The organism is Streptomyces sp. NPDC058092 (genome assembly GCF_042884935.1).
Taxonomy (GTDB): domain Bacteria; phylum Actinomycetota; class Actinomycetes; order Streptomycetales; family Streptomycetaceae; genus Streptomyces.
Genome location: NZ_JBHVSY010000005.1, coordinates 43,983 through 67,187, shown reverse-complemented (window position 1 = coordinate 67,187; position 23,205 = coordinate 43,983). Strand labels below are relative to the sequence as shown.

The following is a 23,205-nucleotide window of genomic DNA, read 5'->3' as shown; positions in this document are numbered from 1 at the left end:
GTAACTTCCAAGGAGCACGGATATCCAGAAAATAACTTCCGGTCAAGAGTCCGGACCGTTTTGAGCCTGTCCGGTGCTCGTGGGCTCGGCGCCGGGGCGCGGTGGCAGGGGGCGCGGCGCCGGGCGGCCGTTACCTCGTCAGCCCCATCGCGGCCCCGTGGGCCTGGAGCGCCGACACCGCCGCCGTGATCGAGGGCCGCCGGGCCGCCTCCGTACGCCACAGCGCGTACAGCCGGCGCACCGGTACGGGATCGAGCGGCACCGCGACCACCCCGGGCGGCAGTGGCCCCCGCCCCAGCCGCGGGATCAACGCGACCCCGAGACCGGCGGCGAGCAGGGCCAGCTGCGTGTGGTTCTCCTCCGCCTGGTGCCGGATGTCCGGCTCGCAGCCCGCCGCGCGCAGCGTCCGTACGAGCCAGTCGTGGCAGACCGTCCCGGGCGGCTGGCAGATCCACCGCTCCTTCGCCAGCTCCTCGCGCCGCACCGCCTCCCGGCCGGCGAGCCGATGGCCCGCCGGCACCAGCAGATCGCACGGGTCGTCACCGATCACCGCCTGCGCCACGCCCTCCGGGGCGGGCAGCGGGGCGATGTCCCAGTCGTGCGCGACCGCCAGATCGAGCACGCCCTTCGCCACCAGGTCGACCGAGAGATGCGGATCGACCTCGGTCAGCCGGACCTCCAGCGCCGGATGGTCCCGGTCCAGCCCGGCCAGCACACCGGGCAGCAGCCCGCGCGCCGCGGACGCGAACGCACCGATCGACAGCCGCCCCGTCGGCAGCCCCCTGCGCTCCTCCAGCGTCGTCTCCGCGCGCTCCATGATCGCCAGCAACTGCTGGGCGGTGGTGGCGAGATGGAGCGCCTCCTCGGTCAGTGCGACGCCGCGCCCGCGCCGTTCGAGAAGGGTCGTACGGGTCTCCCGCTCCAGCTTGGTGATCTGCTGCGAGACCGCCGACGGGGTGTAGCCGAGCGCGGCGGCGGCGCCCGCGACGGAGCCATGGACGGAGACGGCGTGCAGCGCGCGCAGCCGGGACAGATCGAGCACCGGAACCTCCGGTCCTTGGTGATTCGTTAGCGACGCTCAATTCCATCATGAAGAAATCCGCGCTGGTGCTACATGGTCGGCGCGGGTGATCCTCGGTGCATGCGTCCCCTCCACATCGCCCTGGCCGCCCTGGTGGCCGCCGTCTGGGGTGTCAATTTCGTCGTCATCGAGGTCGGCCTCGGGCACTTCCCGCCGCTGCTCTTCTCCGCCCTGCGCTTCCTGGTCGCCGCGCTGCCCGCGGTCTTCTTCGTCGGCCGGCCCAAGGTCGCGTGGAAGTGGATCGTCGGTGTCGGGCTCGTCCTCGGAGTGGCGAAGTTCGGGCTGCTCTTCATCGGCATGGACCGCGGCATGCCCGCCGGTCTCTCCTCCCTCGTGCTCCAGGTCCAGGCGGTCTTCACGGCTCTCTTCGCGGCGCTCGCCCTCAACGAACGACCGGGCAGAATACGGGTGTTGGGGATGGGGGTGGCTCTCGCGGGCATCGGGGTGGCGGCGGTCGACGAGGGCGCGGGCGGGCCCGTGCTCGCCTTCGTCCTGGTGATCGCGGCGGCGGCCTGCTGGGGTGTGTCCAACGTGCTGACCCGCAAGGCCGCCCCGCCCGACTCCCTCAACTTCATGGTGTGGGTATCGACCGTGCCCGTGCTCCCGCTGCTCGGCCTCTCCCTCCTCTTCGAGGGCTGGGACCGCGACGCGGAGGCCCTGGCCGCGCTCGACTGGAGCGGTGCCGGAATCATCGTCTACGTCGCCTGGATCACCACCGTCTTCGGCTTCGGGGCCTGGGGCTTCCTGCTGCGCCACCACCCGGCCTCGTCGGTGGCCCCGTTCACCCTGCTCGTCCCGGTTTTCGGGATGTCCGCGGCCGCGCTGTTCCTCGGCGAGTCGGTGAGCCCGCTGCGGTGGTGCGCGGCGGCGCTGCTGGTGGGAGGGGTGGCGCTGACGTCACTGGCGGGGGCGCGGCGGCCCCGGCCCGCGGCCCCGGATTCCCCGGAGCCGCGGATGGCGCGGGCGCGCTGAACGGTCCTGGCCGCCTGTCGGGGGGCGCGTGTCGTCCGAACAGGCCCGCCCGCCCTACTGCCTGCGCGCGCCCGGCCCCAGCAGATACTCCCGCCCGGCGGCCAGCAGCCCCGGCAGCTCCGCGGACCCCGGATGCCAGCGCTTCTCGTACTCCCAGCAGACCCAGCTGTCCGCGTCCAGGGTGTCCAGGCACTCCCGCAGCGGCAGCACCCCCGCGCCCAGCGCCAGCGGCGTGGTGTCCTCGGCCGACGCGATGTCCTTCACCTGTACGTACCCCAGGTGCGGGGCCAGCACCGCATGGCTCGCGGCCGGCTCCTCGCCCGCCAGCCAGGTGTGCATGATGTCCCACAGCGCACCGATGCTGCCGTGCCCCACCGCCCCCACCACCCGTGCCACGTCGGCCCCCGAGCGGTGCGAGTCGTGGGTCTCCAGCAGGATGCGTACGCCCAGGTCCGCGGCGTGCGGAGCGGCGGCGCCCAGCCGGCGGGCGGCGGTCGCGTCGGCCACGGCGGGTTCCTGGCCACCGCCGCCCGGGAAGACCCGGACGTTCCGGGCCCCCAGGTCGTGTGCCAGCTCCACCAGCCCGGCGAGCTCGTCCAGCACGGGCCGGTCATCCCCCTCGCCCGCGGCCCGGACGTACCCGGCGACGGTCAGGATCTCGACGCCGCCCCTCTTGAACTCCTCGACGACACCGGCCCGTTCGAGCGCCGAGATGCCCGGGTGCACCGGCTCCTCGGGGTGGGCGCGCAGCTCCACCCCCTGATAGCCGTGCTCCGCGGCGAGCCGGACGACGTCGGCCATCGGCATCCCCGGTACTCCGAGGGTCGAGAAAGCGAGCTTCACGTGCGGGTTCCTTCCGTCGGTACGTGCCACCGCGCCGTACGCACCGGACAGCGGCCGGCACATCATGGGCCCGGGGTACGCGTGGTGGGTAGCCCGGCCCGGGGCCACACCCTCAGCCCACCCGCGGCGGCGCCGTCGACCCCCGCACCATCAGCTCCGCCGGGATCGTCGCGATGCCTCCCGGCGGCGGGGCCTCCTTGCCCATCGCCAGCCGCCCCGCCCGGGCCCCCGCCTCGAAGAGCGGCAGGCGTACGGTCGTCAGTGCCGGGACCGCGTCCACCGAGAACGGCAGATCGTCGAAGCCCGCCACCGAGACGTCCTCGGGGATGCGCAGACCGCGGTCCCGGATCGCCGCGCCCGCTCCCAGGGCCACGGTGTCGTTGGCGGCGACGATCGCCGTCACCTCCGGTTCGCGGCGCAGGAGTTCGAGGGTGGCGTCGTAGCCGGAGCGGCGGTCGTAGGGGCCGTGGACGGTGAGGCGTTCCTGCTCCCCGGCGCCCGCCTCGTCGCCGAGTCCCGCCGCCCTCATCGCGTCGCGGTGGCCTTCGAGCCGGTGGCGGGTCGTCGTCCGCTCCAACGGGCCCGCGACATAGCCGATCCGCCGGTGGCCCAGCGACAGCAGATGCTCGGTGAGCCGACGCCCGCCGCCGCGGTTGTCGAAGGCGAGCGCGGCCACGATCGCCTCGCTGTCCGGCAGCGGGGGCCGCCCGCACAGCACCACCCGGGTGCCCGCGTCCGCGAGCTTCGCCAGCTTGGCGGAGATCGCCGCCTGATGCGCCGGGTCCTCCACCGCGCCGCCGGTGAGGACGACAGCGGCGGCCCGCTGGCGCTGGAGCAGGGTGAGATAGGTCAGTTCGCGCTCGGGGGAGCCGCCGGTGTTGCAGATGACGGCGAGCTTCTCGCCGCCGGCCCGCCCGGAGCCGTCACGCGGACCGCCGATCTCCGTCTGCGCCGCGCCCGCCATGATCCCGAAGAACGGGTCGGCGATGTCGTTGACCAGGATGCCGACCAGGTCGGACGTGGCGGCCGCGAGCGAGCTGGCCGGTCCGTTGAGCACGTAGTCGAGGTCGTCCACCGCGCGCAGGACCCGTTCCCGGGTGGACGCGGCCACCGGGTAGTTGCCGTTCAGCACGCGGGAGACGGTGGCCGGGGACACCCGGGCGCGAGCCGCCACGTCCGCCAGGGTGACTGTCATCGCTTTCCTCCGAGGGTGATGAGGAGTGAGAGGAGTTATCGGCGCGCCCCCTCTTGTCCGGGCCGCTGTCGGCAGGCTAGCGTCATACGGCATAGAAAGCGCTTGCTAAAGCTGTATGGAGGGAACTTCGTGACACGCAGGACAGTGCGCATCGCCATGAACGGCGTCACGGGTCGCATGGGGTACCGGCAGCACCTGGTGCGCTCGATCCTCGCGATCCGGGAGCAGGGCGGCCTCGATCTCGGCGACGGCGACGTGCTGTGGCCCGAGCCGGTCCTCGTCGGCCGCCGCGCCCACGCGCTGGAGGAGCTCGCCGCGCGGCACGGCCTGACCGAGTGGTCGACCGACCTCGACGCGGTCCTCGCGGACGAGACCATCGACATCTACTTCGACGCCCAGGTCACCTCGGCCCGCGTCGAGGCGATCAAGAAGGCGATCGCCGCGGGCAAGCACGTCTACACCGAGAAGCCCACCGCCACGGACGTCGACGGCGCCCTGGAGCTGGCCCGGCTGGCCCGCGGCGCCGGGATCAAGCACGGCGTCGTCCAGGACAAGATCTTCCTGCCGGGTCTGCTGAAGCTGAAGCGCCTCATCGACGGCGGCTTCTTCGGCGAGATCCTCTCCGTGCGCGGCGAGTTCGGCTACTGGGTCTTCGAGGGGGACTGGCAGGAGGCCCAGCGTCCGTCCTGGAACTACCGGGCCGAGGACGGCGGCGGCATCGTCGTCGACATGTTCCCGCACTGGGAGTACGTGCTCCACGAGCTGTTCGGCCGGGTCGCCACCGTCCAGGCGCACGTCCAGACGCACATCCCGCAGCGCTGGGACGAGCAGGGCAAGCCGTACGCCGCCACCGCCGACGACGCCGCGTACGGGATCTTCCAGCTGGAGAGCGGCGCCGTCGCCCAGATCAACTCCTCCTGGACGGTCCGCGTCAACCGCGACGAACTCGTCGAGTTCCAGGTCGACGGCACGCACGGCTCCGCCGTCGCGGGTCTTCGCAACTGCCGCGTCCAGCACCGCTCGGCCACCCCCAAGCCGGTCTGGAACCCCGACCTCCCGGTCACCGAGCCGTTCCGCGACCAGTGGCAGGAAGTCCCGGACAACGCCGTCTTCGACAACGGTTTCAAGGCCCAGTGGGAGCTCTTCCTGCGCCACATCGTGCTCGACGAGCCGTACACCTGGGACCTGATGGCGGGTGCCCGCGGTGTCCAGCTCGCCGAGCTGGGCCTGAAGTCCTCCGCCCAGGGCCGCCGCTTCGACGTACCGGAGCTGACGCTGTGACGATCCGCACGTACGGCACATCGGAGCTGATCCCGTGACGATCCATCCCGCGTACGGCGCCGGAGTTGGTCCCGTGTCGATCCACCCCGCGTACGGCGCCGGAGTCGGCCCCGTGTCGATCCACCCCACGCACGGCGCATCGGAGTTGATCCCGTGACCATCCACCTCCCGCAGGGCCCGTACGAGCCCCGCACCACCCCACTCGACCTCGCCGCCCCCGGCGGGGCACCGCTCGCCTCCCGTACGGTCTTCTCCGCCGCCCACGTGGTCGCCGACCCGTACGCCGACATCAGCCCCGACGACCCCGTGGCCGTCGACTGGGACGCCACCCTCGCCTTCCGCCGCCACCTCTGGTCGCACGGACTCGGCGTCGCGGAGGCCATGGACACCGCCCAGCGCGGCATGGGCCTCGACTGGGCCGGCGCGGCCGAACTGATCCGCCGCTCCGCCGCCGAGGCGAAGGCGGTCGGCGGCCGGATCGCGTGCGGCGTCGGCACCGACCAGCTGCCCGCCGGGCCCGCCACGCTCGCGCAGGTACGGTCCGCGTACGAGGAGCAGCTCGCCCTGGTCGAGGAGAGCGGCGCCCAGGCCATCCTGATGGCCTCCCGCGCCCTCGCCGCCGCGGCGAACGGCCCCGAGGACTACCTGGAGACGTACGCACACCTGCTGCGCCAGGCCACCGAACCGGTCGTCCTGCACTGGCTCGGCCCGATGTTCGACCCGGCGCTGGAGGGCTACTGGGGCTCCCCGGACCTCGACGCCGCCACCGACACGTTCCTGAAGGTCATCGCCGAGCACCCGGACAAGGTCGACGGGATCAAGATCTCGCTCCTGGACGCCGGGCGCGAGATCGACGTACGCCGCCGCCTGCCCGGCGGGGTCCGCTGCTACACCGGCGACGACTTCAACTACCCCGAGCTGATCGCGGGCGACGACCGGGGCTTCAGCCACGCCCTGCTCGGCATCTTCGACCCGCTCGGCCCGCTGGCCGCGCACGCGGTACGGGTCCTGGACACCGGGGACGTCCAGGGCTTCCGGGACCTCCTCGACCCGACGGTCGAGCTGGCCCGCCACCTCTTCCGGGCCCCGACCCGCTTCTACAAGACGGGCGTGGTGTTCCTCGCCTGGCTGGCCGGCCACCAGGACCACTTCACGATGGTCGGCGGCCTCCAGTCCGCCCGCTCGCTGCCGCACCTGGCGAAGGCGTACGAACTCGCGGACCGGCTGGGCCTGTTCCCCGACCCGGAGCTGGCCGAATCCCGGATGCGCGCCCTGCTCACGGTCAACGGAGGCACCCGATGAGCGACGGCCGTCTCTCCATCAACCAAGAGACCATCAAGCAGTGGTCGCTGCCCCAGCTGGCCGAGGGCTGCGTCAAGGCGGGCATCGACAAGGTCGGCCTGTGGCGGGCCCCCGTCCAGGAGTACGGCATCGAGCGCACCGCTCAACTGCTGTCCGACTCCGGCCTGTCCGTCACCAGCCTCTGCCGGGGCGGCTTCTTCACCGCACTCGACCCGGCGGAACGGGCCCGCGCCCTGGACGACAACCGCGCCGCGATCGACGAGGCGGCGGCCCTGTCCACCGACACCCTGGTCCTCGTCTCCGGCGGCCTCCCGGCGGGCAGCAAGGACCTGCACGGCGCCCGCGAGCGCATCGCGGACGCCCTGGGGCAACTCGCGCCGTACGCGGCCGAGCGCGGCGTACGTCTCGCGATCGAAGCGCTGCACCCGATGTTCGCCTCGGACCGCTGCGTCGTCTCCACGCTCTCCCAGGCCCTGGACATCGCGGAGCGCTTCCCCGCCGACCAGGTCGGGGTGGTCGTCGACACGTACCACATCTGGTGGGACGACCAGGCGCCCGCCCAGATCGCCCGCGCGGGCGCGGCCGGCCGTATCCACTCCTTCCAACTGGCGGACTGGATCACCCCACTTCCGGCCGGAGTCCTGCTCGGCCGGGGCCAACTCGGCGACGGAGCCGTGGACTTCCGCGCGTTCCGCTCACAGGTCGAGGCCACCGGCTTCGACGGCCCCCTCGAGGTGGAGATCTTCAACGAGGCCCTCTGGGCCCGCGACGGCGCCGAAGCCCTCGCGGAGGTCGCGGCCCGCTACGCCGAACACGCCTGCTGAGAAAGCTTTTTGCCGCCAGGGTAAAGAGATCGTCAAGGCGTGCAACCGTTCGGCACCCTGTTGAGTCGTATCTCTCGTCGGGCGCTTCCGGGGAGGGATCCGGGGGGAATCGGGAAGCCCTGACGGAGGGGGATAGCGAGGGGGGTCCGGTCTTCTGACCGGGCCCCGTTTCGTTGCGCCGGCTCCGCCCACCGTCGTCGGCCAACGCCACCTCGGAGGGCAGGCCCTGCGAGCGCCTACTCGGTTTTGTGGACAACTCCAGAGCCTCACTCGCGAACATGCGGCGTCGGTGTCAGTCCGGACCGTGTCCGGCTGGCCAGTTTTGTTCGTTGCTCTCGGAAAGCGTGCCGTGACAGCATTCGGCGCGTGTTCGATAACGGGGATGGCATGAGCGGGGATGACATAGCAGAGCCTGTCCGGCGTTCGAAGATCGCCGACTTGGCCGATTGGCCTGTTCCCGAGCCGCTGCCGGCACCGCGTGAGGCACCGGAACCAACCCCTGCCAAGACGCCGGAACGTGATCCGACAGCGGTGGCCCGGCATGAGTTTGCTGTGTTGCTGGGTGAATTCCGGCGTACGGCGGTGCTGGTGCCGCTGGATGAGGCCGGGGATCTGTGGTCGGCGGAGCAGAACGGGGTGCGCTGGATCTGTGCGTTCTCGGACGAGGCGGCACTGGCCCGGTTCGCGCGGGCTCGGGGGGATGCCGGGCGGGAGTGGACGTATCAGGCGGTGTTGGGTGCGCGGTTGTTGGATGTGATGGTGCCGTTGTTGCCGGGGCCGGCGGGGGTGGCGCTGGATGCGGGCAGTGAGGACGGGATGTTGTTTCCGCCGGTGGCGGGCATCGTGCCGGATGCGGTTGCGGTGGATCTCGGGGTGATGCAGTGAGCGGGGAGAGTTCTGATCTCCAGGTGCCGCCTGAGGCGTTGGCGGCGATCGCGAAGGGGATCGATCTGGCGCATGCGGAGTTGAAGGATCTCGGGTTCATCGGCCAGGCGTCGACGGGCCGGGGCTTTTCGGATCTTGCTTTGTCGGGGCTGGAGTTGGGGCACGGCGGGCTGACGTCGGAGTTCGAGACGTTCTGCAACCGCTGGGAGTGGGGTGTGCGGGCGCTGACGCAGAAGGGGAATGGTTTCGCGCTCGGGGTCGGATTGTCGGCGGGTTCCTTTGCGGAGCAGGAGCAGTACATCAAGGACTCGTTCAAGGTCGGGGTGAACTCCCTGAACGGGAATCCGCACCTGTCCGAGGACGAGGTCAAGACGATGAGCTGGGACACGATCAGTAAGCAGTCTGCGTACGACAACCCGGACTGGAGCGGGGAGTCGATGCTGAAGGCGAATGAAGAGGTGAAGCAGAACTGGCAGAACACCGCCTACGACGTGGAGGACGCCGCGCTCGACTCCATGGAACGCAACGGGCTGGTCGACCCGGAGGTGCGGGCAGCGGCGGATGAACGGCTCAAGGAGCAGCTTGATCCGTCGCAGGAGACGATTCGTCAGGCCGAGCAGCCGCGGTGGGGGGAGAGCCGCTGATGGTGGGCTGGGGGAAGCTCGGCGGAGATCTCTACGACGGTGCCGGCAAGCTCGTCGACAAGGGCAAGGAGATCGTCGGCGAGGGGATCGACAAGGGCACCGATTTCGTCGGCTCCGGTCTGGAGAAGCTCGGCGCTGACGAGTGGGCGGACGCGGTCGAGGACTGGGGCGACGAAACCGCGTCCTCGCTCGGGGCGGAGGTCGGGGAGCAGCAGCTCGGGCAGAGCGAGGAAGCGAACGAGCTGATCCACGGCAGGCCGGAGAAGATCGCCGCCACGGTGAAGAACCTCCGGGACTTCCAGAAGGCGTTCGATCTCGTCGGCGGCGGGATGAAGAAGCTCGACTCCGGTCACTGGAAGGGTGAGGCCGCCGATGCCTTCCGGGCGAAGTTCGAGACCCTGCCGACCGACTGGCTGCGTGCGGCGGATGCGTTCGAGGACGCGGCCAAGGCGCTGGAGACGTATGCCGGGACGGTCACGAGCGCGCAGGCCAAGGCCGGTGAGGCGATCGCCCTCTACAAGGAGGGCAAGCAGGACTACGAGAGGGCTGCTGCCGCGTTCCGGGAGGAGGCGGCGGCGTACAACGCGGTCCGCACCACCGATCATCCGCTCCCGCATCCGGGAACGTTCTCCGATCCGAGCGTGGCCAAACGACAGCATGCTCAGGAGATGCTGGAGAACGCCCGGCGTGCGCGCAACGAAGCCGCCGAAGCCGCCAAAGGCGCAGTCACCGCGGCGATGGCACACGCCCCGAAGGAACCCACCGGCCTGGACCGCGCCAAGCAGGAGTTCTTCGACTACGGGGTCGGCCGGGGCATCGAGCTGGCCCACTTCGGCGGCGGAATCATCAAGGGCACCGCGGGACTGCTGAATTTCGTCCGCTCGGTCAACCCGCAAGACCCGTACAACCTGACGCACCCCGCCGAGTACTACAAGGGCGTCAACATGACGCTCGCCGGCCTCGTCTCCACCGCCGCCAACCCCGACCGCGCCCTCAAGAACGCCTGGGACGCCGCCAAGGGCGACCCCTCCGAATTCTTCGGCCGACTGCTACCCGAACTGGCCGGCACCAAGGGCGGCGGTCTGATCAGGGGCGGCCTGCGGGCCGGGATGAAGGACCTCCTCAAACACCCCAAGGGCAAGAACCGGCACGGACACGAGAAGGCCCCCGACTCCAACGCCAAGAAGTGCAGCGAGGTCAAGTGCGCCGGAGACCCCGTCGACGTCGCGACCGGGCGCATGCTGCTCCCGCAGACGGACATCGCGCTACCGGGATCGCTGCCCCTTGTCTTCGAGCGCGTCTTCGACTCCTCGTACCGAGCCGGCCGCTGGTTCGGTACCGGCTGGTCGAGCACGGTCGACCAGCGCCTCGAGATCGACGCGGAAGGCGTGGTGTTCAGCTGCGCCGAGGGCAGCCGGCTGGCCTACCCGCATCCCGCGCCCGGAGTTCCCGTCATGCCCACGCATGGTCGGCGCTGGCCGCTTGACCGGGTGGACGACGGCTACACCGTCACCGACCCGGAAACCGGCCTGGTCCGGCACTTCGTCGACCACCCCGACGGAGAACTGGCGCTCCTGGCCCAGATCGACGACCGCAACGGCCGCTGGATCACCTTCGAGTACGACGAGACGGGTGCCCCGACGTCGATCGTGCACCACGGCGGCTACCACCTGAAACTCACCACGAACGAGGGCAGGGTTACCGCACTGCACCTGGCAGGCGCCGCACCGGACGGCACCGACCAGGAGATCCTCCGCTACGGCTACACCGACGGCCACCTCACCGAAGTCACCAACTCCTCAGGCAAGCCCCTGCGCTTCGGCTGCGACGAACTCGGCCGCATCACCTCGTGGACGGACACCAACGGCAGCCGGTACGAGTACGTCTACGACGAACACGACCGCTGCGTGTACCAGACAGGAACCAACGGACACCTCGAAGCCCACTTCACCTGGGACGACACCGACCCCACCACCGGCCTGCACATGACGTCCATGACCGACGGCCTCGGCCACACCACGCGATATGTGATCAACGACCGCTCCCAGGTCATCGCCGAGATCGACCCACTGGGCGCGGTCACCCGCTTCGAGCACGACCGCTACCACCGGCTCCTGTCCGTTACCGACCCGCTCGGACACATCACCCGCTCCACATACGACGAGGACGGCCGCCTCACCTCGGTGGTCCGCCCGGACGGTCGGGAACTGACCGCCGAATACAACGCCCTCGGCCTGCCGGTGCGGGTCAAGGGCGCGGACGGGACGGTCACTCGACAGACGTATGACGAGCGGGGCAACCGCACGTCGGTCACCGACGCCTCCGGCGCGACAACGACCTACACGTACGACGAGACCGGACACCTCGTATCCGTTGTGGATGCACTTGGACACTGCTCCACGGTGCGGTGCGACATGTCTGGCCTGCCCGCCGAGATCAGCGACCCGCAGGGCGCAACGACGCGCTACGAGCACGACCCCTACGGCCGCCCGGCCTCGGTAGCCGACGCCCTGGGAGCCATCACCCGGTTCGCCTGGACCACGGAGGGGAAGCTCGCCCACCGCATCGATGCCGACGGCAGCGAACAGTTCTGGACGTACGACGGCGAAGGCAACTGCACCACCCACACCGACCGGATCGGCGGCGTCACCCGCTTCGACTACACCCACTTCGACCTGTTGACCGCCCGCACCGGCCCCGACGGCGTTCGCTACGGGTTCGAGCACGACGCCACCCTTCGCCTCACTCAGGTCACCAACCCCCAGGACTTGACCTGGACGTATGAATACGACGCCGCCGGCCGCCTGATCCGCGAGACCGACTTCGACGACCGCGTCCAGCTCTACACCCACGACAACGCCCGCCGCCTGGCCTCCCGCACCAACCCCCTCGGCCAGACGATCACCTTCGAGCGCAACGAACTCGGCCAGGTTCTCCGCAAGAATGCCGACGGCAAGGCGACGACGTACGAGTACGACTTCACCGACCAGCTGGCCCAGGCCACAAACGACGACGCGACCCTGATGCTGCTGCGCGACCGGCAGAGCCGACTCATCTCGGAAGCCGTCAACGGCCGTACACTCAGGCACAGCTACGACGAGCTGGGGCGCCGCACGATCCGGACGACACCCACCGGCACGGAAAGCACGTGGGCGTACGACGTATTGGGCAACCCGACGGCCCTCACCACCCACGGCCACACCCTCACGTTCGCTTACGACGCGGCCGGTCGCGAAGCCTGCCGCCGCCTGGGCGAGGTGACCTTCACCAACGCCTACGACACCGTCGGCCGCCTCACCGCCCAGACCGTCAACGGTCCCGTCGACCGTCTGATTCAACATCGCGCGTACACCTACCGCCCCGACGGCTACGTCACTCGCATCGACGACCACCTCGGCGGTACCCGCCACTACGGCCTCGACCCCACCGGCCGCGTAACCTCCGTCCGTGCCGCCACCTGGTCGGAGTCCTACGCCTACGACGCCGCCGGCAACCAGACCGACGCCAGCTGGCCCGACGCCCACCCAGGAGCCGAGGCAAGGGGATTGCGCACGTACGAGGGCACCCGCATCACCCGCGCCGGCGCGATCCGCTACGAACACGACGCCGCCGGGCGCATCACCCTGCGCCAGAAGACCCGTCTGTCCCGCAAGCCGGATACCTGGCGCTACACCTGGGACGCCGAAGACCGCCTCACCTCGGTCATCACCCCGGACGGCACCCTCTGGCGCTACCACTACGATCCACTGGCCCGCCGAATCGACAAGCAGCGACTGGCTGTCGACGGCGAGACCGTCGCCGAACAAGTCGATTTCACCTGGGACGGCACCACCCTCTGCGAACAAACCACGCACGCCGAGGACATGCCCAACGCCGTCACCCTCACCTGGAACCACCAGGGGCTCAAGCTCCTCACCCAAACCGAACGAATAACCGCTGCTGAAGCGGGTCAACATGAGATTGACTCGCGCTTTTTCGGCATCATCACGGACCTGATCGGTGCCCCAACCCAACTCGTTGACGAGGAAGGAACCCTTGTCTGGCATAGCCGCGCCACACTCTGGGGCTCCACTACGTGGACGAAAAAAAGCACCGCTCACACACCGCTCCGCTTCCCTGGTCAATATCACGACTTCGAAACCGAGCTTTACTACAATCTTCACCGCTATTACGAACCAGGTGTAGGAAGATACGCCTCACCAGACCCTCTGGGGCTAGGTGCCGCCCCAAATTCTTCGGCATACGTCATTAACCCTCACACCATTTGTGACCCTCTGGGTCTGATGCCATCAGAGTGTAAGAAAATTGCTTATGGCAAGTCGAAGGGCGAAGGTCAGGACCTCAAGCGTTCGGCCACGGTTGGCAACGATGAGTGGCAGTTCAATACCGGCCATGGATTTGATCGCGTCCATACAGGGCGCGATGGAGTTCCGAACGACCTGCGAACCACTGGTCTTACGCCCGACCAGATCGAGCAGGGAATCGTTAACTCTGTGTACGACCACATAGAAAATGGAGGAACCGTACCCCGCGTTGGCCCCGGGTTCACCGGACCGTTGGACGGGGAGATGCGAATAGAAGGACACAGTATTGGATATCGCGTCTCCCAGACGCCCGATGACGTGTACCGTGTGGTTACATACTGGCTCAACCCCTAAAGAAAAAGGCTCATGTCTGACCTGACTCGATTGACCCGGGATTTGATTGAATCGACGTACGAGGAAAACGCCCAAAAGATCCCTGATCTAGTGCGAGATTTCATCGAGAAAATCACATTCGCCAAACCAGAGGATATTCTTGCTGCTGTGCATAACGTGCTGGCGGAGGATTGGATGGCGATGCCGGTTTGGGCCCGCAATCTCGCTTACAGACTTGTATGCTTGCAGCGCCCAGACGATCCCGAACTGCTACGCGAAGCGGCAGCCGACCTGTTCTCTTTTGGTCCCGACTGGGATGGAATCGCAGAAGGACTGAGAGCGCGAGCGACGCAATTGGAGAACTGATCCGATGCGAGGCATCCTGGCCGGCCTCGCACCCCGGTCAGGAAGCGCTCGGCACACGTGAGTACACAGGCACGACCATCAATCGCGCGGGCAACATCCGCTACGAACACGGCGCCCTCGACCGCATCACCCTCCGGCAGAAGACCCGTCTGTCCCGCAAACCGGACACCTGGCGGAGGACGGAGAAACCGTCGTCGAACGGGTGGTGTTCACCTGGGACGAAACGACCTTGTGCGAGCAGACCACCACGTCCACCGTGCTGCCCCACCCGGTCACCCTCACCTGGGACCACAAGGGCCTGCAGTCCCTGGCTCAGAGAGAACGCATCACCGCCGCAATAGGTTGAGCGCATGGAATCCCGTGAATTTATCAACATGGCGCGCAAGGTCCTGGATGCAGCATCGGGGTGCGTGAACGCGCGGCCGACGAAGTCGCCGATCGGTTGAGCACCTATTCACCTGCTCAGGCTTCCGCGTTGGCAACGCTGCTGTCGGCGGCTGCGGCCTCCGAGAAGGAGAGCTCGGCCCTGGAGGCCGAGCTCCATGCCATCCTCGAATTGATGTCGACCGGCCATGTCAGCCTTGACCACATCTCACAGCTGCGGGAGATCCGGCTCGGGGAGGTGACACCTGAACTCTGATCCCGTCCTAGGTCATCAGCATGCCAGGGCGCCGTCGGTCCCACTGCACGGCTCCAGGACGTGGCCTGACCACATCCGCCCCAGGTTCGAACACACTCAGTGTCTATCGCCGAAACGTCGCTCTGCTCGTGAGCCGCTCGTGGAGCAGGGCCAGGCGGCAGGAGAGGCAGTGCTCTGTGCGCACCGGCAGTTGTGCTGGAGCGGATATCAGGTGTGTCACATCAAGGGGCCTCTGTCTCCACGGCGGCGTGAGGAAGGCCTACGGGGTAAGACGTCGGATGCATGGCGCGCCCACGCTGCGGATGCTCCTTGTGCGTACGGGACGAGCCCCGTAACCGGGCCGGGAAGGGGGTGGTTGCGGAGCTCGGGGTACCGCGGCGGCTCAGGCGCCGATGCGACGGTCCTTGACCGCCGAGACGAACGACGACCAGCCGTCGGCGGAGAAGACGAGCGCGGGGCCGCGCGGGGTCTTGCTGTCGCGGACGGGGACGGCGACGTAGCCATCGGCGACCTCAAGACACTCTCCGTTGCCGCCTCCGCTGTAGCTCGACTTGCGCCACCCGGTCAGCGTCCTGGCGTCAGCGATGGTGGGCTCGGTGCTGTGCATGTTCGTGCTCCTCCGCGATGGCTCTGACGAGGACCACTGACTCCCGGTGCGGGGCCGCGTCCCCCAGGGCGAGAGTGTAGGCCGTCTGGCATGCCTCAACCAGGGCCGGATCGTCCATCAGATGTCCGGTTTGAAGACCCTCGACGTATGCGACCGGCGCGGCATCCGCGAAGTTCAACAGGTAGACCATGCTCTCCAGGAGTGCGTGTGCTCCCGATGCAAAAGTCAGCACGTGCAGACGCAGACGACCGGACTCGGCCATGCCTGCCACTTTGTGCAGTTGTTCCGCCATGACGCGCGGCCCGCCGACGCAGCGCCTAAGTGCCGCCTCGTCGAGCAGTGTCCAAGCAACTGGAGTCGATGACTTGGTGAGTAGTCGGCCGCGCTCCATGCGGTTGACAACGAACTCGTCAAGTTCCTCCGTGCAGTAGTTGGGGCGATATGCCTGGAACACGGAACGGGCGTACGCCTCCGTCTGGAGCAGGCCAGGGATGAGGGACGCGGCGTGCTGGCGGATCTCCGTAGCCTCACGCTCCAACTCGGCAGCCACCGCGAAGTACCGGGCGAACTTCGAATCCAAGTCGCCCAACCAACGGACGAAGAAGCCGTCGGTCTTCAACGCGACATCGAGGCGATGCGCGTCATCCGGCTTCGGCAGCCGCCTCCCCGCCTCGTAGTGGCTGATCAGCGTCGGCGAGCACACCACCTGTTCGCCCAGGGCCTCCTGGGTCAGTCCCGCCGCCGTTCGTCGCAGCCTCAGCTCCTCCCCGTACTTCTCCCTCGGCGTGCGCGGCTTATGGTTCAACGCCATCCAGCCCCAGCTCCCTTGTCTGACCGGCGGGCTGTCAAGCCCGAACCCCTGGCAGCGTAGCCACGCCCGACCCCACTCTGTGATGAGTTCGCCACAGAACGCATCCGTTCGTGGGTGAGTCATCGAGAGGGAGAGCACGCCGACATGAAGGATCTCGTCCGCCGGTTCACCGAGTCGCTGGTGCGGCTGGTGTGTCCGGCTTCCGGCATCGTCCATCCGTACTCCTGCGTATACGTGGCCGGCCCCACCGTCCGCCGTACCGGTGAGCCTCCGCTGCGCGGGGAGGACGGCCTGCTGGTGCGTCCGTATCTCGTGGCGCACGAACGGCGGGTGGCCGAGGCGCAGCGTCGGCGGCGCACGCTGTGGATCGCCGTGCGCGGTGTGGACGATGAGGTGCGCTACGTGCGCCGGGCGGCGAGGGCCGTCGCATGACCGGGCGGACGGATGAGCCCGGCACCGCACGGCTGTTGCCCTGGGCGGGGGCGGAGGGAAAGCCGTGCTACGTCCTGGGGGACTGCGCCGGCTACGTATCACGGCTGGCCGACGGCATCGAGAGCGTTCAGCTCGGCATGGCGGACGATCTCCTCGGCCACGCCGCCGACCTCCTGGCGGACCGGCGGGTGACCGGAAGTGAACTGCACTTTCTGGCCTCCAGGCTGACGGAGTCGCTGCGTGATGTGAAACGGGTCGCGGAGAGCCGCGGCGCACGGCTGGGGCAAGCTACCCGGCGGGGGCCGGAGGCAGGCGGTCCGTAGAAGAAGGGTGCGCATATGGGCATGTGGATGGTGCCGGTTGCGGCCACGCGTGGAGGGCCGCTACGAGACGACGGCCTCGTAGCGGCCCTTGAGTCCGTCCTGCCCGGCGGAGGTGATGTCACGGCCCGGTGCCGCCGCCGGGCATCTGCCCGGACATCTGCCCGGACATCCGCCCGGACATCCGCCCGGACATCCGCCCGGACATCCGCCCGGACATCCGCCCGGATCTACGCGGTCACTGTGTGCGGTAGGCGTCGATGACGGTCTGGGTGAGGGTGTTCCCGTCGATATCGGTCAGCTCCGCGCGCAGGGAGACGCCGGTGCCCGCCTTCGGGTTGGAGATCGTGACCGCGCCGCGGTCGACGGGGACCCGGGTCCACGAGGCGCCGCCGTTGGTGGACACCGAGACCGTCAACGAGCGCGTGTGTCCGTTCGCGGCGGCACCCTGCACGGTGACCGGGACACGCAGTGCCGTGTTCGCCGCCGCAGTGCCGGTCGGGCTGAGCTCGGGCGAGAAGCGGACGACGCTCACCGGCGTCGGGGTCGGACCGGTCGTCGTGCCCGAGTTGAAGGTCCATGACGCGGTCACGCGGGTGGCGTTGCCGGCCGCACCCTTGCGGTTCACGGTGCTGGTCATGCGGTATGCGGCCGGTGCCGACGGCGCGGTGAACTCGGCTCGTCCGGGGGTGCCGGACCGGGTGCCGACGAGCACGCCGTTGCGGTGCAGGGTGGTCGAGGCCGTGTCGAAGGACGGTGACGACGGTACGTGGCCGTCACTGTCGGCGAGCATCGGGACGTTGACGGTGATCTTGTCGCCGTCGCGTTCGACGCCGGGGCGGCCGGTGAGGTCGGGGCCGAAGACGGCGTTGTCGAAGGTGTGCGTGGTCGTGGTCCCGGCGCGCACCGCGATGCGGTCGGCGAAGTAGCGGGTCGACGCCGCGCCGGGACCACTGGCGGGCGCGTAGCTGACGTCCCAGGTGCCGCGCTGGGGCGTGACGAGGAAGGTGGCGGTGCCGGGGGTCGCCAGGGTTTCGGAGACGCCGGCGGTCGGTCCGGCGGTCGGTTGCAGGTCGAAGGACGCGGTCCCTGTGGTGCCCGGCAGGGCCGCGCCGCGGATCTGCAGGGTGGCCAGTTCCTGCGCGGAGTACTGCCGGGTGAGCCCGGTCAGGGCGCGGGTGCCGGTGAAGGTCTGGCCGAGCGCGTAGCCGGCGGTCCCGGTCTTCCAGTACGCGTCGAACCACTGCTTCACCGATCCGGCTTCGGTGTCGGGGCCCAGGTGGGCGACGCGCAGGGTCGGCGTGGAGTTGATGATGTTGGCCATGCGGGTGGTGCCGTCGTGCGTGACCTCGACGAACATCGCGCTGTGCAGGAAGCCCGCGGAGCTGTCGGGCGGCCGTACGTCCACGGGGGCGGTGGTCCGCGCGTCGACGGTGATGGTCGTGTCGCGGTTCAGGTCCAGGCGCGGCTGGACGATCCAGTCCGTGCCGTCCGCCCTGTTGCCGCTGGTCAGCGAACTGTCCAGGAGGTACCGGCCCTTGGGCAGACGCACGGTGGTCGTGCCGGAGGCGTCGTACGGATGGACGGCCTCGTCGGCACCCGGGCCGGAGATCCCGGTGACGTTGGTCTCGTAGTCCCCGGTCTTGTGGCCCGTGCGGTCGAGGTGGGTGATCGTGAGGGCGTACGTCGCCGGCTCCGCGGCGATGGCGGCGGTGTCCCATACGGGCGTCGCGCTGCCGACCAGGGCGACGGCGAGAGCCAGCGTCCGCAGGACGTTGCGGCGGGGTGCGGAAGAACTGTTCATGATCTGCACTGCGTCGTGGGGCGCCGGCGTTCCCGTGAGCCGCGTCACAGCGGATGTGGCACCGGGGCCGGGGCGGCAGGGTGTGGCGCACGTCACCGGAACCGGCGCAACGGGCGCGGCAGAGCAGAGTGTGGAATCACTCATGAGGAATCGCTTCCGCCGCGGAGACCGCGACGCCCTGGGAGAGCTGTACGACGAGCACGCCCAGGTGCTGTACCGCTATGCCCTGCGGGTGACGGGCAACTGGGCGGAGGCCGAGGACGTCGTCTCGACGACTTTCCTGGAGGCATGGCGCAGCCGGGAGAAGCTGCGCCCCGACGGGGACGGTCTGCGCCCGTGGCTGCTGGGAATCGCCACCAACATCATGCGCCGCAACGCACGCTCGCGGCGGCTCCGCGAGATCGCGCTCGCCCGTGTTCCGGAACGCGGCTCGATTCCGGACTTCGTGGACGATCTCGTCACGAACCTCGCGGATGCCGAGCAGTTGCGCGCCGCGCACACCGCGCTCGCCCGCCTGCGGTCCCGTGACCGGGAGGTCTTCACCCTCGTGGTGTGGGCCGGCCTGGACTACGCGGCCGCGGCCGAGGCGCTCGGCGTTCCGGTCGGCACCGTGCGGTCGCGTCTGTCCCGCGCCCGTACCCGACTGCGCGAGCTCGCCGACGCCGAGGCCCGCGCCGCACGCTCGCAGGACGCGCGAGGCGCACACGACGCGCGAGGTATGCACGGCGCGCAGCCACCGCAGGCCGAACAGAACACACAGGCCACGCAGTTCACGCAGGCCGGAGCCGAACGGCCGACCGCGGCGGGGAGCAGGGGACCCTCCGCCATCACCGACAAGTCAGTACCGGGCCGCCTTTCCGCAGCCCGGCCGTTGATCCAGGAGAACCACGGATGAACATCACCTCGCGGCGCCGTACACCTCACCGGTCCGAGGACGCCGAACGCTTCGATCTCGCCGCTCTGCTGCCCCCGCCTCCGGTCCCCGGCCTGGACCCCGACCGCGAACGGCTGCTGAAGGTGGCGCTGTTGCGCAAGGCCACCTCCGCCGAAAGCACCGGCGGTCTCGGCAGCCGGGTCCCGCGCCCGCGCCGGCGTCTGGTCCGGGTCATGGTGCCGGCCGTCGCCTGCGCCCTGGCGGTCGGCGGCGTCGTGGTGGTGAACCTCCCGGACACGTCAGGACGTGGCTCCGGCGCTGTCGCGGACGGCCGCACCCGGAGCGTGCCCGAAGCGGTACAGCTCCTCGACCGCATCGCGCTCGCCGCCGGCGACGGGAAGCAACCGTCGGTCCGCGCCGACCAGTTCGTATACATCGAGAGCAGGGTCGCCTACGCCGGGCAGAGCGCCTGGGGAGGCCCCGTGACCATGCCGCCCGCGCACACGCGGCAGGTCTGGCTGGCCGCCGACGGCAGCCGTCCCGGCCTGCTGCGCGAGGAAGGCGAGCCCGATTCCCTGCTCGGCGCCGACGGACCGGTCGGCCACCTCGACGGCCGGGGGGCGACGCCCCGGCCGGGCACCCTGGACGGGGGCCCGTCGATCGACAACCCGACCCACGAGTACGTCGCGTCGCTGCCCACCGACCCGGACGCGCTGCTGAAACTGATCCGGGACGAGACCCGCGGCGAAGGCCGGGGCGCGGACCAGCGGGCATTCACCGCGATCGGTGACCTGCTGGCCGAGACCTGGGCGCCGCCGAAGGTCGGCGCCGCGCTCTACAAGGCCGCCGCGAAGATCCCCGGGGTCACGGTGGTCCGTGCGGCCACGGACGCCTCGGGACGTGAGGGCGTCGCCGTCGCCCGTACGGCACACGGGCAGCAGACGCAGTGGGTCTTCGACCGGACCACGTACGCGTTCCTCGGCGAGCGCACGGTCCTCACCGAGGCCGGTGACGCAGGCCCGGCCGGAACCGTTGTCGGCACCTCGGCGGTCCTCGCCAAGGCCGCGGTCGACCGGGCGGGCGACAAGCCCGTGCCGACGACGGCGTAGCGCGGCTGCCCCGGCACCTCCACCCCGTGAACGAGGCGCCTTCGAGGCCGGGAACCGCGCTGTCGGTGGGAACCGGCAGCGTCGGAACATGTCCAACATGTCCGTCCTCGAAGGTGTGCTCGAGCGCATCACGTACGCCAACGAGGAGAACGGGTACACCGTCGCCCGCGTCGACACCGGGCGGGGCGGCGGTGATCTGCTCACGGTGGTCGGCTTGCTGCTCGGCGCCCAGGTGGAGGAGTTCCTGCGGATGGGGAGGCGTTGGAGCTCGCACGCGCAGTACGGCAAGCAGTTCACGGTGGAGAACTACACGACCGTGCTGCCCGCCACCATCCAAGGCATCCGCCGCCGACCCGAACCAAGAAGGTCAAGGTGATGCCGGGCGCGCCGACCGGCTCTTGCTACCGGTATGAAGAACCTGGCAAAACGCAAAGCCCGATCACTCCACACCTCGTAAACTCGACCATCTTGACGATCTGTACAAGCGGGGTGGGAACAGCGTGGACGACTGGCTTCGGGACCTGGCAAAGGCATCTCCGAACTTCGGAGTGCTCTATCAGCATCAGCCGCTTCTCGCCCTGTACGGAGCCCAGGCCGAGCTCAACGTCTTCAGCAATCCGAACGCCGCCCAGGTCCAGGCCAGCCAGTTCGGCGAAGTCCTGGCCGAGGATCTCGTCACACGGACAGGCATCCACTTCAGGACCCGCTGAACCACCTGCGGCTGGTGCTGCCGCTCTGCATGTACAAGGGTCTGACCGCCCAAGGCGAGGCATGTACAGAGGTGTTCGGCCTCAATGATCGGGGAGTCCTCGTCGAGGGACGCAGGACGGCTTACGGGACGGCCAAGCAATCGGTCGAACTGTGGCGTATCGCTACGGACAGGAACCAGCACAGCAAGGCGGCCGAAGTGGTGCGAGTGGCTTGGAACCGTCCACTTGCCGATGTACTGGCCGCGATGTTTCACCAGTCGGAACACCCGGCCGCGGAGCTGCTCTTCGATGGTGAGGAAGAGATCCTCTCCCTGTTACGCGACCCGGCCCTGCGTGAGGGCTTCCTTTCGCACGCATGAGGTGCCTTGCAACTCGGCCGTCATTACCGACCAGTTGCGAGGCACAGCCTGGTTCAGGCGTTGATGCTGTCGTCCTTGACCGCCGAGACGAACGACGACCACCCGTCGGCGGAGAAGACGAGTGCGGGGCCGCTCGGGGTCTTGCTGTCACGGACGGGGATGTTGGCGTAGCCGTCGGCGACCTCAAGGCACTCGCCCTGGTCGCCACCGCTGTAGCTGGACTTGAACCACCCGGTGAGCTTGGACGAGTCGGTGACGCTGTGCTTATTGCTGACCATGTTCGTGTTCCTCTGCTGCTGCCCGCACAAGGGCCAGTGATTCCTGGTGTGACATCGCATCGCTCAAGGCAAGATCGTAGGCCGTCTGGCTGGACCTCACCAGAGCCGGATCGTCCATCAAATTGCCCGTCAAGAAGCCTTCGACATAAGCCACCGGCGCAGAATCCGCGAAGCCCAGCAGGGAAAGAAGGCTCTGCTGAAGTGCGTGTGCCCCTACACCGAACGGCAGCACATGCAGCCGCAGCCGTCCGGCCTCGGCCATGTCCGCGATCTTGCGCAGTTGCTCCGCCATGACCTGTGGCCCACCGACCTGACGCCTGAGCACGGCCTCGTCCAGCATGGTCCACAGGACAGGGTTCAACGGTTCGTCGAGGATCCGGGCACGCTCCGTTCGGATGACGACATCTCTGTCAAGGTCCTCCTGCCGATGGTTCGGCCGGTACGCGCGGAACAGCGCACGCGCGTAACCGTCCGTCTGAAGCAGGCCAGGCACCAGAGAGAGGGCGAACTGCTGGATCAGCGTTGCCTGCCGCTCCAACTCCGCCATTACGGCGAAGTGATCGGCGTACTTCGTCTCCAGGTCCTCCAGCCATCGGGCGAAGAATCCGTCCGTCCCGAGCGCCCGGTCGACCCGCTGGGTGTCGTCCGGGTTGGGCAGCCGCCGCCCCGCCTCGTAATGACTGATCAACGTCGGCGAGCACACCACCTCATCGCCCAGAGCCTCCTGGGTCAGCCCCGCCGCCGTCCGTCGCAGCCTCAGCTCCTCCCCGTACTTCTCCCTCGGTGGGGGACGGCACCGGCTACGTGTCACGGATGGCCGACGGTATCGAGAGCATCCAACTCGGCATGGCGGACGACCTGCTCGGCCACGCCGCCGACCTGCTGGCAGACCGACGGGTTACCGGCGCGGAGCTCCACTTCCTCGCCAGCCGGCTGAGCGAGTCGTTGCAGGAGGTCAAGCGGGTGGCGGAGAGCCGGGGTTCGCGGCTGAACGCGAGCGGGCCTGTTCCGGACAGTGACAGGCTGGGGCACCGAGAACCGGACATCGACAGCCGGTGAGTCGGCAACCCGCTTGACGAGCTCCCGGACCGTCACGAAACCTGCTCACGCAGCTCGGAGAACATGTGACAGTACGGGGGCTCAACGATGGCCATTCCCAGGCCGCAGACCAGTCAGTTCGAGGCGTTCGCCACGAACATTGCCTACGCCCGCAAGATGGTCGATGCCGGGC

Annotated in this window: 25 protein-coding genes and 2 pseudogenes; 19 read left to right on the top strand and 8 right to left on the bottom strand. The window is 69.0% G+C overall.

The genetic code is table 11. The features are described 5' to 3' along the window. Positions 1-130: 130 nt before the first annotated feature. Positions 131-1,042, bottom strand: coding sequence for a LysR family transcriptional regulator (locus ACFVV1_RS10450; RefSeq protein ID WP_389987528.1), 912 nt, complete (start codon positions 1,040-1,042; stop codon positions 131-133). Between the two features lie 99 nt (positions 1,043-1,141). Here ACFVV1_RS10450 and ACFVV1_RS10445 point away from each other — a divergent pair, with 99 nt between their 5' ends. Further along, a complete protein-coding gene (locus tag ACFVV1_RS10445) occupies positions 1,142-2,053 on the top strand; it encodes an EamA family transporter (protein ID WP_389987525.1) in 912 nt (303 codons plus the stop codon). A gap of 54 nt (positions 2,054-2,107) precedes the next feature. On the opposite strand, the gene ACFVV1_RS10440 is transcribed toward ACFVV1_RS10445, so the two are convergent. Next, on the bottom strand, positions 2,108-2,896 hold the full coding sequence (locus ACFVV1_RS10440; RefSeq protein WP_389987522.1) for a sugar phosphate isomerase/epimerase family protein: 789 nt from the start codon (positions 2,894-2,896) through the stop codon (positions 2,108-2,110). 112 nt (positions 2,897-3,008) lie between these two features. After that, complete coding sequence (locus tag ACFVV1_RS10435; protein WP_389987519.1) at positions 3,009-4,091, bottom strand: LacI family DNA-binding transcriptional regulator; 1,083 nt, start codon at positions 4,089-4,091, stop codon at positions 3,009-3,011. A gap of 129 nt (positions 4,092-4,220) precedes the next feature. Between ACFVV1_RS10435 and ACFVV1_RS10430 the strand changes: the two genes are divergently transcribed. The 10 genes and pseudogenes from ACFVV1_RS10430 to ACFVV1_RS10385 all read left to right on the top strand — a co-directional run bounded on the left by ACFVV1_RS10430 (position 4,221) and on the right by ACFVV1_RS10385 (position 14,670). Further along, entirely contained in the window at positions 4,221-5,372 is a 1,152-nt protein-coding gene (locus tag ACFVV1_RS10430; protein ID WP_389987516.1) for a Gfo/Idh/MocA family protein, read from the top strand. Positions 5,373-5,406: 34 nt separating this feature from the next. Further along, positions 5,407-5,529, top strand: coding sequence for a hypothetical protein (locus ACFVV1_RS10425; RefSeq protein WP_389987514.1), 123 nt, complete (start codon positions 5,407-5,409; stop codon positions 5,527-5,529). Continuing rightward, complete coding sequence (locus ACFVV1_RS10420; RefSeq protein WP_389987511.1) at positions 5,526-6,674, top strand: dihydrodipicolinate synthase family protein; 1,149 nt, start codon at positions 5,526-5,528, stop codon at positions 6,672-6,674. The genes ACFVV1_RS10425 and ACFVV1_RS10420 overlap by 4 nt, the downstream gene beginning before the upstream one ends. Continuing rightward, entirely contained in the window at positions 6,671-7,498 is an 828-nt protein-coding gene (locus ACFVV1_RS10415; RefSeq protein ID WP_389987508.1) for a sugar phosphate isomerase/epimerase family protein, read from the top strand. Before ACFVV1_RS10420 ends, ACFVV1_RS10415 begins: the two co-directional genes overlap by 4 nt. 387 nt (positions 7,499-7,885) lie before the next feature. Further along, positions 7,886-8,383: an SseB family protein gene (locus ACFVV1_RS10410; RefSeq protein ID WP_389988243.1), complete on the top strand. Its 498-nt coding sequence runs from the start codon at positions 7,886-7,888 to the stop codon at positions 8,381-8,383. Further along, complete coding sequence (locus tag ACFVV1_RS10405; protein WP_389987505.1) at positions 8,380-9,027, top strand: hypothetical protein; 648 nt, start codon at positions 8,380-8,382, stop codon at positions 9,025-9,027. Before ACFVV1_RS10410 ends, ACFVV1_RS10405 begins: the two co-directional genes overlap by 4 nt. Next, on the top strand, positions 9,027-13,685 hold the full coding sequence (locus ACFVV1_RS10400; protein WP_389987502.1) for a putative T7SS-secreted protein: 4,659 nt from the start codon (positions 9,027-9,029) through the stop codon (positions 13,683-13,685). Before ACFVV1_RS10405 ends, ACFVV1_RS10400 begins: the two co-directional genes overlap by 1 nt. 12 nt (positions 13,686-13,697) lie before the next feature. Then, positions 13,698-14,030: a hypothetical protein gene (locus tag ACFVV1_RS10395; RefSeq protein WP_389987499.1), complete on the top strand. Its 333-nt coding sequence runs from the start codon at positions 13,698-13,700 to the stop codon at positions 14,028-14,030. After that, positions 13,979-14,367: pseudogene (locus tag ACFVV1_RS10390) on the top strand (hypothetical protein); the annotation flags it as partial. The gene ACFVV1_RS10395 and the pseudogene ACFVV1_RS10390, both read left to right, overlap by 52 nt. A 69-nt stretch (positions 14,368-14,436) precedes the next feature. Continuing rightward, positions 14,437-14,670, top strand: a complete 234-nt coding sequence (locus ACFVV1_RS10385; protein WP_389987496.1) for a hypothetical protein — start codon at positions 14,437-14,439, stop codon at positions 14,668-14,670. Between the two features lie 382 nt (positions 14,671-15,052). Here the strand turns inward: ACFVV1_RS10385 and ACFVV1_RS10380 are convergent, their stop codons facing one another. Together ACFVV1_RS10380 and ACFVV1_RS10375 are read right to left on the bottom strand one after the other, a co-directional pair. Further along, positions 15,053-15,277: a DUF397 domain-containing protein gene (locus ACFVV1_RS10380; protein WP_389987494.1), complete on the bottom strand. Its 225-nt coding sequence runs from the start codon at positions 15,275-15,277 to the stop codon at positions 15,053-15,055. Continuing rightward, a complete protein-coding gene (locus tag ACFVV1_RS10375) occupies positions 15,249-16,088 on the bottom strand; it encodes a Scr1 family TA system antitoxin-like transcriptional regulator (protein ID WP_389987491.1) in 840 nt (279 codons plus the stop codon). Before ACFVV1_RS10375 ends, ACFVV1_RS10380 begins: the two co-directional genes overlap by 29 nt. A 144-nt stretch (positions 16,089-16,232) precedes the next feature. Here ACFVV1_RS10375 and ACFVV1_RS10370 point away from each other — a divergent pair, with 144 nt between their 5' ends. Together ACFVV1_RS10370 and ACFVV1_RS10365 are read left to right on the top strand one after the other, a co-directional pair. Then, complete coding sequence (locus ACFVV1_RS10370) at positions 16,233-16,520, top strand: hypothetical protein (protein ID WP_389987488.1); 288 nt, start codon at positions 16,233-16,235, stop codon at positions 16,518-16,520. Beyond that, positions 16,517-16,843, top strand: coding sequence for a hypothetical protein (locus tag ACFVV1_RS10365; RefSeq protein WP_389987485.1), 327 nt, complete (start codon positions 16,517-16,519; stop codon positions 16,841-16,843). Before ACFVV1_RS10370 ends, ACFVV1_RS10365 begins: the two co-directional genes overlap by 4 nt. 235 nt (positions 16,844-17,078) lie before the next feature. Here the strand turns inward: ACFVV1_RS10365 and ACFVV1_RS10360 are convergent, their stop codons facing one another. Then, on the bottom strand, positions 17,079-18,644 hold the full coding sequence (locus ACFVV1_RS10360; RefSeq protein ID WP_389987483.1) for a serine protease: 1,566 nt from the start codon (positions 18,642-18,644) through the stop codon (positions 17,079-17,081). 142 nt (positions 18,645-18,786) lie between these two features. On the opposite strand from ACFVV1_RS10360, the gene ACFVV1_RS10355 reads away from it, so the two are divergent. From ACFVV1_RS10355 to ACFVV1_RS10335, 5 genes and pseudogenes are all read left to right on the top strand, one after another. After that, a complete protein-coding gene (locus ACFVV1_RS10355) occupies positions 18,787-19,539 on the top strand; it encodes an RNA polymerase sigma factor (RefSeq protein WP_389987480.1) in 753 nt (250 codons plus the stop codon). Beyond that, entirely contained in the window at positions 19,536-20,627 is a 1,092-nt protein-coding gene (locus ACFVV1_RS10350) for a CU044_5270 family protein (protein WP_389987477.1), read from the top strand. The genes ACFVV1_RS10355 and ACFVV1_RS10350 overlap by 4 nt, the downstream gene beginning before the upstream one ends. Before the next feature lie 88 nt (positions 20,628-20,715). Beyond that, positions 20,716-20,976, top strand: a pseudogene (locus ACFVV1_RS10345) (ATP-dependent RecD-like DNA helicase); the annotation flags it as partial. Positions 20,977-21,127: 151 nt separating this feature from the next. Beyond that, the gene (locus ACFVV1_RS10340) at positions 21,128-21,337 is read left to right on the top strand and encodes a hypothetical protein (RefSeq protein ID WP_389987474.1); all 210 of its coding nucleotides are present in this window, start codon (positions 21,128-21,130) and stop codon (positions 21,335-21,337) included. Between the two features lie 29 nt (positions 21,338-21,366). Then, positions 21,367-21,696: a hypothetical protein gene (locus tag ACFVV1_RS10335; RefSeq protein ID WP_389987471.1), complete on the top strand. Its 330-nt coding sequence runs from the start codon at positions 21,367-21,369 to the stop codon at positions 21,694-21,696. 53 nt (positions 21,697-21,749) lie between these two features. Here ACFVV1_RS10335 and ACFVV1_RS10330 read toward each other — a convergent pair whose 3' ends face one another. Continuing rightward, positions 21,750-21,974 carry a DUF397 domain-containing protein gene (locus ACFVV1_RS10330; protein ID WP_389987468.1) on the bottom strand — a complete coding sequence of 75 codons (225 nt, stop codon included), beginning with the start codon at positions 21,972-21,974 and terminating at the stop codon, positions 21,750-21,752. Beyond that, positions 21,961-22,785, bottom strand: a complete 825-nt coding sequence (locus ACFVV1_RS10325; protein ID WP_389987465.1) for a Scr1 family TA system antitoxin-like transcriptional regulator — start codon at positions 22,783-22,785, stop codon at positions 21,961-21,963. The genes ACFVV1_RS10330 and ACFVV1_RS10325 overlap by 14 nt, the downstream gene beginning before the upstream one ends. On the opposite strand from ACFVV1_RS10325, the gene ACFVV1_RS10320 reads away from it, so the two are divergent. Continuing rightward, positions 22,758-23,033, top strand: coding sequence for a hypothetical protein (locus tag ACFVV1_RS10320; protein ID WP_389987462.1), 276 nt, complete (start codon positions 22,758-22,760; stop codon positions 23,031-23,033). The genes ACFVV1_RS10325 and ACFVV1_RS10320 overlap by 28 nt on opposite strands. Positions 23,034-23,205 lie beyond the last annotated feature (172 nt).

Bases quoted from the DNA above. Each gene is read 5' to 3' on its own strand.
- ACFVV1_RS10445 (WP_389987525.1), top strand. From the start codon at position 1,142: ATGCGTCCCCTCCACATCGCCCTGGCCGCCCTGGTGGCCGCCGTCTGG.
- ACFVV1_RS10435 (WP_389987519.1), bottom strand. From the start codon at position 4,091: ATGACAGTCACCCTGGCGGACGTGGCGGCTCGCGCCCGGGTGTCCCCG.
- ACFVV1_RS10415 (WP_389987508.1), top strand. From the start codon at position 6,671: ATGAGCGACGGCCGTCTCTCCATCAACCAAGAGACCATCAAGCAGTGG.
- ACFVV1_RS10410 (WP_389988243.1), top strand. From the start codon at position 7,886: ATGAGCGGGGATGACATAGCAGAGCCTGTCCGGCGTTCGAAGATCGCC.
- ACFVV1_RS10400 (WP_389987502.1), top strand. From the start codon at position 9,027: ATGGTGGGCTGGGGGAAGCTCGGCGGAGATCTCTACGACGGTGCCGGC.
- ACFVV1_RS10395 (WP_389987499.1), top strand. From the start codon at position 13,698: ATGTCTGACCTGACTCGATTGACCCGGGATTTGATTGAATCGACGTAC.
- ACFVV1_RS10380 (WP_389987494.1), bottom strand. From the start codon at position 15,277: ATGCACAGCACCGAGCCCACCATCGCTGACGCCAGGACGCTGACCGGG.
- ACFVV1_RS10375 (WP_389987491.1), bottom strand. From the start codon at position 16,088: ATGGCGTTGAACCATAAGCCGCGCACGCCGAGGGAGAAGTACGGGGAG.
- ACFVV1_RS10370 (WP_389987488.1), top strand. From the start codon at position 16,233: ATGAAGGATCTCGTCCGCCGGTTCACCGAGTCGCTGGTGCGGCTGGTG.
- ACFVV1_RS10365 (WP_389987485.1), top strand. From the start codon at position 16,517: ATGACCGGGCGGACGGATGAGCCCGGCACCGCACGGCTGTTGCCCTGG.
- ACFVV1_RS10360 (WP_389987483.1), bottom strand. From the start codon at position 18,644: ATGAACAGTTCTTCCGCACCCCGCCGCAACGTCCTGCGGACGCTGGCT.
- ACFVV1_RS10355 (WP_389987480.1), top strand. From the start codon at position 18,787: ATGAGGAATCGCTTCCGCCGCGGAGACCGCGACGCCCTGGGAGAGCTG.
- ACFVV1_RS10350 (WP_389987477.1), top strand. From the start codon at position 19,536: ATGAACATCACCTCGCGGCGCCGTACACCTCACCGGTCCGAGGACGCC.
- ACFVV1_RS10335 (WP_389987471.1), top strand. From the start codon at position 21,367: ATGTACAAGGGTCTGACCGCCCAAGGCGAGGCATGTACAGAGGTGTTC.
- ACFVV1_RS10330 (WP_389987468.1), bottom strand. From the start codon at position 21,974: ATGGTCAGCAATAAGCACAGCGTCACCGACTCGTCCAAGCTCACCGGG.